Source organism: Niveispirillum sp. (genome assembly GCF_017996735.1).
Taxonomy (GTDB): Bacteria; Pseudomonadota; Alphaproteobacteria; order Azospirillales; family Azospirillaceae; genus Niveispirillum.
Genome location: NZ_JAGOGJ010000063.1, coordinates 26,017 through 38,504 on the forward strand (window position 1 = coordinate 26,017; position 12,488 = coordinate 38,504).

Annotated in this window: 11 protein-coding genes; 7 read left to right on the plus strand and 4 right to left on the minus strand. The window is 64.5% G+C overall.

The genetic code is table 11. The features are described 5' to 3' along the window. Window positions 1-150 precede the first annotated feature (150 nt). Window positions 151-1,572 (minus strand): FAD-dependent monooxygenase, encoded by a 1,422-nt coding sequence (locus KBA48_RS18875; protein WP_292909195.1) that lies wholly within the window; start codon window positions 1,570-1,572, stop codon window positions 151-153. 78 nt (window positions 1,573-1,650) lie between these two features. On the opposite strand from KBA48_RS18875, the gene KBA48_RS18880 reads away from it, so the two are divergent. Beyond that, window positions 1,651-2,286 (plus strand): TetR/AcrR family transcriptional regulator C-terminal domain-containing protein, encoded by a 636-nt coding sequence (locus KBA48_RS18880; protein WP_292909197.1) that lies wholly within the window; start codon window positions 1,651-1,653, stop codon window positions 2,284-2,286. 99 nt (window positions 2,287-2,385) lie between these two features. Here KBA48_RS18880 and KBA48_RS18885 read toward each other — a convergent pair whose 3' ends face one another. Then, window positions 2,386-4,773, minus strand: coding sequence for a TonB-dependent receptor (locus KBA48_RS18885; protein WP_292909199.1), 2,388 nt, complete (start codon window positions 4,771-4,773; stop codon window positions 2,386-2,388). A 206-nt stretch (window positions 4,774-4,979) separates the two neighbouring features. Here KBA48_RS18885 and KBA48_RS18890 point away from each other — a divergent pair, with 206 nt between their 5' ends. Further along, window positions 4,980-5,702, plus strand: a complete 723-nt coding sequence (locus tag KBA48_RS18890) for an alpha/beta hydrolase (RefSeq protein WP_292909201.1) — start codon at window positions 4,980-4,982, stop codon at window positions 5,700-5,702. Next, window positions 5,699-6,106, plus strand: a complete 408-nt coding sequence (locus KBA48_RS18895; protein WP_292909203.1) for a RidA family protein — start codon at window positions 5,699-5,701, stop codon at window positions 6,104-6,106. The genes KBA48_RS18890 and KBA48_RS18895 overlap by 4 nt, the downstream gene beginning before the upstream one ends. 20 nt (window positions 6,107-6,126) lie before the next feature. Here the strand turns inward: KBA48_RS18895 and KBA48_RS18900 are convergent, their stop codons facing one another. Together KBA48_RS18900 and KBA48_RS18905 are read right to left on the minus strand one after the other, a co-directional pair. Beyond that, on the minus strand, window positions 6,127-6,750 hold the full coding sequence (locus KBA48_RS18900; RefSeq protein WP_292909205.1) for a helix-turn-helix domain-containing protein: 624 nt from the start codon (window positions 6,748-6,750) through the stop codon (window positions 6,127-6,129). A 115-nt stretch (window positions 6,751-6,865) separates the two neighbouring features. Next, complete coding sequence (locus tag KBA48_RS18905; protein WP_292909207.1) at window positions 6,866-9,127, minus strand: TonB-dependent receptor; 2,262 nt, start codon at window positions 9,125-9,127, stop codon at window positions 6,866-6,868. A 162-nt stretch (window positions 9,128-9,289) separates the two neighbouring features. Between KBA48_RS18905 and KBA48_RS18910 the strand changes: the two genes are divergently transcribed. From KBA48_RS18910 to KBA48_RS18925, 4 genes are all read left to right on the plus strand, one after another. After that, entirely contained in the window at window positions 9,290-9,916 is a 627-nt protein-coding gene (locus tag KBA48_RS18910) for a glutathione S-transferase C-terminal domain-containing protein (RefSeq protein ID WP_292909209.1), read from the plus strand. Between the two features lie 11 nt (window positions 9,917-9,927). Next, a complete protein-coding gene (locus tag KBA48_RS18915) occupies window positions 9,928-11,181 on the plus strand; it encodes an MFS transporter (protein WP_292909211.1) in 1,254 nt (417 codons plus the stop codon). 33 nt (window positions 11,182-11,214) lie between these two features. Next, window positions 11,215-11,679 (plus strand): MOSC domain-containing protein, encoded by a 465-nt coding sequence (locus tag KBA48_RS18920; protein ID WP_292909213.1) that lies wholly within the window; start codon window positions 11,215-11,217, stop codon window positions 11,677-11,679. Continuing rightward, window positions 11,676-12,488 (plus strand): oxidoreductase (locus KBA48_RS18925; RefSeq protein ID WP_367273849.1); only part of this gene is annotated, 813 nt, incomplete at its 3' end. The genes KBA48_RS18920 and KBA48_RS18925, both read left to right, overlap by 4 nt.

Consider the following 12,488-nt stretch of genomic DNA (forward strand, 5'->3'; position numbering starts at 1 on the left):
AACCTCACCGACGTTATCCGCGTAACCAACATTCTCGGACGTTCTGATCTTATATGTGGTGGTCACCAGCGCCAAAGATTGCGAAACCGCTGGCTGAAGTGTGTTTCCGGTCACCGGAAACACACTTCTATCAATACTGGTAAAATCTGCTCAGGCCGCGGCGGCCACATGCCCGTCGGGACGGACCAGCAGGCGGTTCAGGCCGGCGAGGCGGCCAGTGCCCATATCCGTCACCTCCATCCGGCGGGCCTTGATGGAAGGCATCGTCGTGTCGGCCCCGGGCAGGCGGATATCCAGCCAGTCCCCCTCCCGCAACAGCGCGTAAAGCGTGGTGGCCGTGCCGTCGGCCAGCCGGAATTCCATGTCCGGCAGGCGGTCGCCGCACAGGGGCGTCTTCTCCTGCACGGGCCACACGGGCTCCGCATAGGCGATATCGAAGGCGCAGATCTGGTTGGCAAGGTGGCGGTTGGTTTCCGGCAGCGTCAGCAAATCGTTCAGGACGTTGCGCAGGGCCAGGTCGCGACCCTTGAAGGCCACCATCACTGCCGTCTGGGCCAGCGTGTTGGTCAGCAGTGCCTGACCCACCGGGTGACGTTCGGCGTGATAACTGTCCAGCAACGTCTCCGGTGCTTCGCCCTTGACTACCGCGGCCAGCTTCCAGCCAAGGTTGAACGCGTCCTGCACACCGACATTCAGGCCCTGGCCGCCGGCCGGCAGGTGCATGTGGGCGGCGTCGCCGGCCAACAGGATGCGTCCCTGGCGATAGTCGGCGGCCAGCCGCGTCTCATCCCCGAAGCGGGACAGCCAGAACGGGTCGCGCATGCCGAAATCCGTGCCGGCGATCTTCAAGGCGGCTTGGCGCACCTCTTCCACCGTCACCGGTTCGGACAGCGGCGCATTCAGCCGTTCGCCATCGACGATGGCGAAACGGTGATGCTTGCCGTCGCCGAGTGGCACCACCAGAAAGCGCCCCTTCTCGTTGGCGAAGGAATGGGTCTTGGGTGGATTGTCCAGAACCATGTCGGCCAGGAACATGGTGGTGGTGATGTCATTGCCGGGAAAGGCGATGCCCGACAGGGTCCGGACCGTGCTGCGGGCACCATCGGCCCCCAGCAGGAAGAGGCCGTGCCCCGTAAAGGCACCGTCCGGCCCTTCCGCCGTGACCGACACGCCGTCCCCATCCTGGGAAAGGCCGGTGACACGGCAGCCACGACGCAGGTCGACGCCCAGTTCCAGGGCCCGTTCCTCCAGCAACGCCTCCGTCACGGCCTGCGGAATGAACAGCGTATAGGGACAGGACGTTTCCAGTGTCGAGAAATTTAACCGTGTGTCCAGCACCCCGTAATGCCCGCTGGGCAGGGGGATGCCGCGCTTCAGGGCGCGGTCCAGCAACCCGCGCATGGAAAAAATTTCCAGCGTGCGTGGATGCAGCGTCAGGGCGCGTGACTGCGCCACCCGTTCGGTCCGCCGTTCCAGCACCGTCACCGGCACACCGGCCAGCGCCAGTTCGCATGCCGCCGTCAGACCGGTCGGGCCCCCGCCGACAATGATCACCTGGGTCGAGAAATTCATGGGTCTGCTCCATTAATCTAACGTTGTTAGGGTGCCCTTACATTGTTAGATAGGAGGAGAATGTCAACGGGGAAAACGATGCGTCTTGATCGGGAACAGATTGTCGCGGCCGCGCTCCGGCTTCTGGACGAGGTGGGGGCGGATGGCCTGACCATGCGGGTGCTGGCCGACGCGCTGAAGATCCAGGCACCCTCGCTCTACTGGCATTTCAAGAACAAGCAGGCGCTGCTGGAGGCGATGGCTGACGCGTTGATCGCCCCCGTGGCCCGCACGGTGCCGTCTGGCTCCTGGCAGGAACAGGTGGGGCATATCGCCTGGGACCTGCGGTCGGCCCTGCTGTCGCGGCGGGACGGGGCGCGCGTGTTTGCGGGTACCTATTCCATCAATGACAATGTCATCCGGACCAGCGACATGATGATCGGCTTTTTGATGGGTGCCGGTGCGCCGGCCCGGCTGGCGGCCTGGGCTACCCTGACCATTACTTATTTCGTGCTGGGCTTCACGATTGAGGAACAAGCCGCTGCCGAGCCCGGTGGCGCCGAGGGCGTTGTCCTGGACGCCCGCCGCGCGGAGTTCACCCGTTTTGTCGGTGACCGCTATCCCCACGCTGCCGCCTGCATCCCCGACATATTCGACGGGGACCAGGATGCCCGGTTCCGCCTGGGTCTGGAGATGCAGTTGGCGGGACTGGCCGCTTTGCTGCCCAAGTCCTGAGGATGGGTCGGCTTCCAACCACAGCATCGGCGGCGAGGGTCTCTGCGCTGCGGCAGGCGCGACGCAACCCGGTGCGCGGGTCACGTCGCGCCCCGAGCCTTACCCGAATTTCCAGCCCAGATTGACGCCATAGGTGCGCGGCATGCCGGCGGTGCGGCTGAACATGTCGCGACCGTAATTGACGCTGGTCCAGTAGTCCTGGTTGAACAGGTTGCGAACCCAAAGGCCGGCCGTCCAGCGCTCGTCCGGCCCCAGCAGAGTGATACCGCCATCCACCAGGGCGCGGGATTTCACGTTGTAATAGGCCAGATCCTGAAAATCCCCGTGCGAACGGGACTGGTAGCTGAGCGAGACTGTGCTGCGCAGCGACAGGTTGGCCGACAGGTCGGTGACATGGTCCAGACCGGCATTAACCTGCCATTCCGGTGAATAGGGGAATTCGCTACCCCGGAAATCGACCGCATTGCCAAACTGGTCGAAGCCCTTGTAGTCAAGCACCTTGGTGTGCGTCCAGGATGCGGCCGCCCGGGCCGTCAAGCCTGCGGCCAGCCGCCAGTTGACATCGGCCTCCAGCCCCCAGATCTCCGACTTGGGCACATTCAGCACCCGTTCCAGCGTGCGGAACAGCGGGTCGGTCAGGACGCCGAACACCTGCTTGTCGCGATAATCGCTGTAATAGGCGGCCAGACTTGTGCGCAAGCCACCATCCAGAAGGCGCAGCTTGGTCCCCAGCTCGTAGGAGGTCACCTCTTCCTGCCGCACGGGCAGCAACTGCCGGCTGGTATTGGCCGCGATGACGGGGAAGCCGCCGGACTTGTAGCCACGGCTGATCGTGCCATAGAGCAGCGTATCGTCCGACAAGGTCCAGTCCAGGCCCGTACGCCAGGAAAGATTATCCTCCCGCAGCTTGTCATGGACCATCCCGGCCAGTGCCGTCATGGTTTCGTTGAAGGTGATGCAGCCGCCGGGCTGGATATTCGTCGGCACACCGGCCAGCACGCCCGCCACGACAGTGTTCCAGATGGGGGCCGTGTTGTTGCCGACATCACGGGTGCAGCCGTCGAAGATTGTACGGTCGACATTGTAGCGGGCACCGACCGTCAGCTTCAGCGCATCGGACAATTCATACTGACCGCTGCCGAACAGGGAATAGCTGTCGGTCTTCATGTCGGCGACGGCCTCATCCACCCGCAGTCCCTGGGCGATCTGGCCGGGCTGATAGCTGTTGGGTACCATTGCGCCAACCGCGCGCAGGACCCGGACAGTGGAGAAATCGTCCAGCCACGCAGTCATGCCCTCGAAAATATCGTCATGGACGTAGTAGCTGCCCACGGTCCAGTTCAGACGTTCCGCCTCCCCCGACAGGCGCAGTTCCTGGGAGAGGGAATTGACGTGACCACGCGGCTGGTAGCTCAGCATCTCGAACGGTGCGCCATTGGCGTCGATCATGTCATCGCGCGTGACCCGGTTATAGGCGGTGGAACTGTTGAGCAGCAGGCCATTATCGAACGCATATTCCAGGTCCAGCGCATGGCCCTGGAAATCGGCCCTCATGCGATAGGGCGGGCGCTGTCCCGACCAGGTGCGGGTACCGGGATGGTTGGACGGCACCCAGTCGGCCTGACTGTTCTTCGCTTCCAGCAGCAGCGACGGAGCAATCTGCGCGGCAGTCAGGGCACCGGCCGGGTTTTCCGGCAGATAATAGATCGCCTGCGGCGCCTGCGTGTCAGACCGGTCGCGCCAGAAGCTGGACCGCCATGTGGCCACCAGCCCGCTATCCGGCTTCCATTGCAGCGTGGCGCGGCCGGCCATGCGATCCTTCTCTCCCAACCGCTCGCCATGGGTGACGCTTTTCTGCCAGCCCTTGTCGCTGTCCTCCGCCGTAAAGGCGATGCGCAGACCCAGCGTCTCGCTGACCGGGGTAGAGACATGGCCTTGCAGGCTGAAGGTCTGATAGTTGCCGTATCCCGCTGTTACCGCCCCCTCATAGCTGTCGCCGGGCGTGGCCGTGACATACTTGATCAGGCCGCCTGTGGTGTTGCGGCCATAGAGCGTGCCTTGCGGTCCCTTCAGCACCTCCACCCGCGCCAGATCGAAGGCCATCTGCTGGGTCATGAACGGATAGGCCAGGGCCGTATCATTGATATAGACACCCACGGGCGAGGTGGCTGACAGGTTCGGCGTGTTGAAGCCGATGCCGCGCAGCGTATAGATCGGTGTGCCGGCTACGGAATCCGCCGCCGTGAACCCGGGCACCAGTTGCACCAGATCCTTGGTGTCGGTCACGCGCAGGGTTTCCAGCGCCTCTCCGCCCAGGGCGGCGATGGACATGCCGATCCGGTCCGCCACGCCGCTCCGTTTCTCGGCGGTCACGATGATTTCTTCCAGCATCTCACCGGACTGGGCATGGGCCGGGCCTGCCGCCAAGGCGAGCAGCATTGTCAGCGCCAGCCGCGATGGGCCGCGCCGTTCAGTGATCCAAGACATCCTTAAAGCTCCCTGTTCAGGCTGGAATGGCGTTCGTACCACTCTCTAACTTTATTAGGGCAACATGTTGCCTTAAACGCAACAAGTTTGTTGAGCACAAAGGTATTCCACGATATGAATGGTGTGTGGGTCTGTCTTTACGCCTTCCGTTGGCGCAACCGACAACCTGTTGTCCAAAATCAAGCATCCGGCACCGGAGACCACGCATGCCCGAATCGCCCCCCTTGCTGATCTTGATCCACGGGTCCTGGCTTGGCGGCTGGTGCTGGCAAAGGCTTGCCGGTTCGCTGACCGATCGTGGATGGCGCGTGGCCAGCCCGACCCTGACCGGCCTTGGGGACCGTCAGCATCTGGGCGGTGCCGCCACCGGCCTGTCGGACCATGTCGCCGATATCTTGTCGGTGCTGGATTTTGCGGAGCCGGGCCCCGTCATCCTGGCCGGCCATTCCTATGGCGGGCTGGTGGCGGCGGAGGTGGCGGCGCTGCGGCCGGATCGGGTCAGCGACCTTGTCGTGATCGACGGCCCCATCGCCACGAAAGGTCAGTCCCTGTTCGATCAGGTGCCGGAAATGGGTACCCTGTTCAACGCCATCGCGCGGGACGGGATGGTACCGCCACCGGACGCCGCCTTCCTGGGCCTTGATCCGGGAGACTCTGTTACGGAATGGACGCTTTCCCGGCTGCGCCCCATGCCACTACGCACGCATGCGGAACCCGCGCGATACGGCGCCGGCGCCCTGGTCTGCCGCCGCCATTACCTGCGCTTTACCGACTTTCCGCCAACCGGCCCCCTGGCCGCGCTGGCACAAAAAGATGGATGGCAAGTGGCGGAGGTGGCGGCCGGTCACACGGCCATCGTCACCCATCCCGAACCGGTGGCGCACGCCCTGACCCATCTTCTGCGATCCGAACCGGGAAGCCCCGCATGACCCAGAAACTGAACCCCGACAGCCTGGCCCCGCCCGTGATGGGCCTGTACGCCCAGATCGCCATCGCCCCCACGGGCCGGCTGGCCTTCATCGCGGGGCAGGTGGCGCTGGATGCCGATGGCAATCTGGTGGGTGGCGACAGCCATCAGGCACAGGCACGGCAGTGTTTCGCCAATATCGCCGCCGCGCTGGCCGCCCTCAAGGTGGGGCCGGACCGGATCGTCAAGATGACGATCAATGTCGCGGGCCATCATCCCGGCCTGATTGCGCCGATTTTCGGCGCCGGCCGGGACGTTTTCGGCGATGAATGGCCCGTGACGGCCAGCATGCTGCTGGGCGTCCAGGCTTTGGGTCTGCCGGAATGGCTGGTGGAGGTGGATGCGATCGTGTCGCTGCCCGACTGACGCCCCTACGGAGGGGGGCTTCAGCCCTCCTCCCCGCTGCGGGTCGGCAGATCCTGGGCCACGATCAGCATCGCCAGACATTTCCCGGTGCCCACCCGCCGCAACTGATGGCGCAGATGGCCATCGAAATGCACGGCATCGCCTGTCTCCAGCGACACGATGCGATCGGGGAAGACCACCTCCATCGCGCCTTCCATCACATAAAGGAACTCGTCCCCCGGATGATCGGCATTCTGGGTATGGCGTCCGTCACCCGGTTCCAGCAGGAAGACGCTGAGCCGGCGATGGTCACCGGCCGGCAGGATGGCCTTCAGGGCGGCCCCGGGTCCCATGGAGGAATCGTCGCTGATATCGACATGTTCGTCACGGCGGATGATGATGATGGACTCAGCATCCGTGTTCTCACCGAAAAGATGCCCGACGGGTACGCCCAGCGCCTCGGCAATCTTCAGCAGGGTGCCGACCGAGGGCGATTTCTGGCCCCGTTCGACCCGCGACAGATAACCCTTGTCCAATTCCGTCCGCTCTGCCAGTTCCGCCAGGGTCATGCCCTTGCGGCGGCGCGTGGTGCGGATGGATGTGGCGATGATATTGGCGTCCGGCACGGTCATGGAACCGCGACCGGCTGGCTTCTTCTCCCGCATGGCAATTTCCGTCCTGGCAATCCCGCTTCCCCTGTGAATGCCTCAGGAGCAACAAATTGTCCACAAATTCCAATGGAAAACCGGCCGGGCATCACGACCCGGCCGGCCGCACCGGTCAGAACCGGTAGTTCACCTCCAGCCCATAGGTGCGGGGCGCCCCGGCATAGGCCAGGGAGAAGCCGAAACTGTCGAGGAAGGAAACACCGCTCTGGATATAGCGCTTGTCGGTCAGGTTCTTGCCATAGAGCGCGATTTCCAGATCGCCGTCACGCAGGCGCAGGGCCGCACGGGCATTCAGCAGCCCATAGCCGCCCTGCGCGATGGAGACGGTGTTCTGCGGGTCGTACCAGGTCCGGCTGCGATAGCTGTAATTGACATCCAGGAAGGCGCTGGCCGTATCGGAAACCGACTGTTCCCAATTGCCGCCGATCAGCAGGTTGTATTTCGGGGTATAGGCAAAGGCCCGGTCCGATACGTCGCCCAGACGGGCGTCATAATATTCGTCATATTGCGCATCGGTGATGCCGCCGCTGGCATACAGATTGACGCCCGCTGCCGGCCGCAGGTTCACCTCCGCCTCCAGCCCCTGGATATGGGCCTTGCCGGCATTGGTGGTCAGTTGGAACAGGTTGCCGTTCTGCACGGTCATCACCTGAAGCTGGATATTTTTATAGTCGGTATAAAAACCGGCCAGGTTCAGCGTCAGGCGGCGGTCGAACCATTGCGATTTGACGCCCAGCTCATAGGCCCAGGCCGATTCCGGCTTGTACGGGTCCAACTGGCCGAACGGGCCGGCGCGGCCGTTGAAACCACCGCTCTTGAACCCTTTGGACACGCTGGCATAGGTGAAGAGTTCCGGCGTCCATTTATAATCGACCTCGAATTTGGGCGAGGTATCGGTGAAACGGTCGTCATTGCTGATGGGGCCGAAGAACACCTGCCCCGTATTCAGGCGCGCGGATTGGATGGCGATACCCTTGTCCTCCCGCGTGTAGCGCAGGCCCAGCGTGCCCGACAGCTTCTCCGTCATATCCCAGGTGACATTGGCGAAGGCGGCATAGCTTTTGGTGTCCAGCGCCAGCGATTGCCGGACGGTCTGGTTCAGGGCCGGGTTGACGGCGATCAGGGCGGGGAAGAAGTTGCCAAGCGTCAACTGCTCCACATCTTCCTGATAATAGAAGGCGCCGGCCAGCCATTTGACGCTGCCCCCGGCAAATTCACCGGACAACTGGAATTCCTGGCTGAACTGCCATTGGTCCAGATGGTCGGAGAAATTGGTGACGGTCAGCGGCGAGGCATCGGCATCCACCAGCCGTTCCCGGTCGATCTCACGATAGGCGGTGATGGATTTGACGGTGAATTTCTCGTCCCCCACCGACGCGCGCAGGGACGCGCCCCACACATCTTCGAACGGCTTCATGGTGATGGCGGGATCGGCGGAAATATCGAAACTGCCGCGCCAGATATCGCCGTCCACCGGCTTCACATAGCTGTTCATCGGCCCGATATAGCGGTTGATCAGGGCGTTCAGGCTGGTCGGCAGCGTTGCGGCCAGGAAGCCATTATAGGGTTCGGCCCGGTTGCGCGACCCGTCCAGCGACAACAGCAGATCCACGTCCTCCGTCGGGGTATAGCGCAGCATGGCCCGGCCCGACAGGCTGTCGGTATTGTTGGTGCGCTCCCCCGTCAGGGCATTGCGCATGAAGCCGTCATTGCGCAGCCGTTCCGCTGATACGCGCATGAACAGCTTGTCCTCCACCACGGGGCCGCTGACGGAAGCCGACGCCTTCACCTCGTCGAACCGGCCATAGGCGAGGCCGATTCGCCCCTCCGCCTCGGGGCCCGGCAGCTTGGAATTGATCTTGATGGCGCCGCCGATGGTGTTCTTGCCATAAAGCGTGCCCTGCGGCCCGCGCAGCACCTCCACCGAGGCGACGTCGCTGATACTGACCAGCGCGCCCTGCAGCCGCCCCAGATAGACATCGTCCACATATTGCGCCACGCCGGGATCGGCTGACGGATTGTCGTCGGCCTGCCCGATGCCACGGATGAAGACGAAACCGACGCTGGAACTGGATCGGCCGGTGGAGATTTGCAGGTTGGGCGCCTGCCGGCCGATATCCAGCACATTGCCGATATTGCGGTCGGTCAGCATCTGGTCGGTCAGTGCCGTGATGGCGACGGGCGCCTCCTGCAGGCTTTCCGCACGCCGCCGCGCGGTGACCACGATCTCTTCAAGCGTGAACGACTCCGCCTGCGTCTCCTGCGCCGTGGCGACCGGTGCGGTCGTGGCCAGCAGACCGGCGCCCAGGCCGATCGCCACACCGATACCGGGCACGGCGCGACCCCTGGAATTCATCTCCCATCTACGTCCCATGATGCTGTCCCCTGTGTGAATTTTTGTTTGGACAATTTGTTGTCCATAAGACACCATGCGTCCAACAAAGCCGACTGTCAACAGCCACTGAACGCCTGTGTATGACAGTCAGGCACTTCGATGCCCGAGCCGGCGGGGATGACAGATGATGGGATTGAACCGATGATCACGCTCTATGCCGCTGTGGGCAGTTGCTCGCTCTGCGCGCACGTTGCCCTGATCGAAGGCGGGCTGGACCATCAGGTCCGCTATGTGACCCTGCGTGCGGCCGACAGTCCATTGGCCGCCATCAATCCGCTGGGCAAGGTCCCGACGGTGCAATTGCCCGATGGGGAGGTGGTGGCGCAAAGCATGGTGTTGCTGCCGCTTCTGGCAGATCTGGCACCCCAGGCGGGGCTGCTACCGCTCGCCGGCACGCTGGCCCGGCGTCAGGTATTGCAATGGCTGGCCTTCCTGAACACGGATGTGCATCCGGCCATGAAAATGCTGGCGGGGGCGGCGCGCTATTGCGCCGATGCCGAGGGGCTGCGGCGCAGCTTCACCCCCATCCTGCGCGGGTATTTCGAGTTGATCGACAGCACATTGGCCGACCGCCCCTGGCTGACGGGCGAGAGTTTTACCCTGGCCGACATCTATGCCGGGGCCGTCTATCGCTGGGCGCAAACCTATGGCGGCCCCCTGGCCGGCCTGGACCGCTATACCGCGTTCGCCGGCCGTTTCGAAGCGCGCGACAGCGTGCGGCAGGCCCGCGCCATGGAGGCGGCCTGTCAGGTGCCGACCAGCGCATGAACGGCCCCTTCATGGCTTTGTCCCCCCGCTTCGGCGTCACGGTCCTGCTGCTGATGCTGTGTTTTGTGTTGTCGCATGCCGACCGGCACGTGATGGGCCTGCTGCTGGCCCCGATCCAGCGCGATCTGGCGCTCAGCGATACACAGTTGGGGCTTTTGCAGGGGGCGGCCTTCACCCTGTTCTACGCGGTAGCGGGGTTGCCCATCGCGCGCCTGCTGGACAATGGCAACCGGGTCCGGATCGCGTCGGCCTGCGTCCTGGCCTGGAGCCTGGCGACCATGCTGTGCGGTCTGGCCGGCGGGTTTCTCAGCCTGGCGGTGATGCGGGCCCTGACCGCCACGGGGGAGGCGGGACTGCCCCCCGCCGCCTTCTCCCTGTTCCGTGAGTTGGGGGACCGGCGGCGCATGGTGCAGGCCAACGGCTTCTTTATGCTGGCCCCTTTCATCGGGGGTGGTTTTGCGCTGATCGCGGGCGGGCAGTTGCTGCGCCTGCTGGAGGGCGTGGTGCTGCCAGGGTGGGACCAGCCCTGGCGGCTGGTGTTCCTGCTGTTCGGACTGCCGGGGATCATCATGGCCCCGCTTCTGCTGCTGCTGATCCCGGAGACGCGGCAGCGGCATATGGCGAATGCCGGATCGGCCGAGCCCGCACAGCCGCGTATCGCAAGCCTGTTCGCCCCCGGATCACCGCTGCGCTTCCATTATCCGGGGATCGCCTGCTTCACCCTGTTCATGAACGCCCTGCTGAGCTGGTATCCGCTGCACCTTGTCCGCGACCAGGGGGCAACGGTGGCACAAGCCGGCACCATGGCGGGCACGACCTATCTGCTGGCGGGGATTGCCGGCACCTTGCTGGCCACCTGGATCGCCCCAAAACGGGCAGCCAAGGGCGTGCGCGGCCTGCTGGACATGCTTTGCATTGCCTGTCTTCTGGCCCTGCCTGTCGCCGTCGCCATGACAATCACGCCGCAGATCGGCCTCTCCACGGCGCTCTACGGTCTTTATTCGCTGCTGTCGGGGCTTTTCGCGGCGCTGATGATCGCCCCCATCCAATGGCTGGCCCCGCCCGGCCTGCAGGCCCGTGCCGTCGCTCTGCTCTACCTTGTCGCGGCGATCAGCGGCAGTGCCGGCACCATTGCTATCGGCCTTCTGACCGATCATGCCGGCCTGACGCTGGGCGGGGCCCTGTCCCTGCTGGCCGCCGCCGCCCTGGGCGCCGCCGGCATCCTGCTGCTGATGGCCCGGCAGCGGGCGTCCGCCCAAGCCTGAACATTCCACCCACCCATCAAGGAGGAACCCGGCATGTGGTCCGGAACCGTCCATGCGCTGCATCTGGCGCCCCGATCCTTCCTGCCCATGCGCGGGCAGGACCAGTTGGTCCTGCTTCCCGGCATCGGCATTGAGGGGGACCGTTATGCGTCCGGCGAAGGCTTCTATTCCGACCGGCCCGAAGAAGGGCGGCAGGTCACGCTGTTTGAGATCGAAACGCTGGAAGCCCTGGTGCGTGACCACAAGGTGTCCCTGTCCCCGGCCGACCATCGGCGCAACATCACCACGCGCGGCGTGCCGTTGAACCATCTGGTGGGCGTGCGCTTCCGTGTGGGCGCCACCTTGCTGGAAGGCACGCGCCTGTCCACCCCCTGCCGCCATATCGAGCAGATCACGGGGCTGGAAATCTTCAACTTCCTGCTGAACCGCAGCGGCCTGCACGCAAAGATCATCGATGGCGGCATCGTCCGCCCAGGCGACGGGGTGTATCTGCCGTGACCATGCCGAAGCTTCACCACCATGTCACCACCATCGTCCGCCGCATCGAGCGGGAGACGGATCGGGTCATCCATTATGAACTGGCCGACCCCGATGATTGGGACCTGCCGCCCTTCACGCCCGGCGCGCATCTGGATGTGCGGCTGGCAAACGGCATGGTCCGGCAATATTCGCTGTGCGGCGATCCGGCGATCCGCAACCGCTATCACATCGCGGTCCAGGCGGAAGCGCAGGGGCGCGGCGGATCGTTGGCCCTGCAGGCGCAATTGGCGGTCGGGTCGATCCTGCCCGTGTCCCTGCCGCGCAACCATTTCCCGCTGGCCCCCGATGCCCGGCACCATGTGCTGATCGCCGGCGGCATCGGCATCACACCCTTCCTGTCGATGCTGCACGCCCTGAACCGGCGGGGTGCGAATTTCGAGCTGCATTACTGCACCCGCACGCCGGAGGAGACGGCGTTCTGCGCGTTGCTGGCTCCGCTGGTCGCACGCGGCGTGGTGCGGCTGTACCATGACCGCACCATCCCGGCCAATCCGCTGGACCTTGCCGCCCTGCTGTCGCGGCCGGTGGCGGGGGAACATGTCTATTGCTGCGGGCCTGCCGGGCTGATCGCCGCCGTGCTGGAGGCGACGAAGGATCGCGATCCGGACACCGTCCATATCGAACAGTTCGGCGGCGCACCCCGCGCGGCCGGCGGACCCGCCTACACGCTGGAACTGGCCCGGTCCGGCGGCACCGTCCAGGTCCCGTCCAACCAGACCATGCTGGAGGCCCTGCGCGGTGCCGGGGTGGAGGTGCCGTCCTCCTGC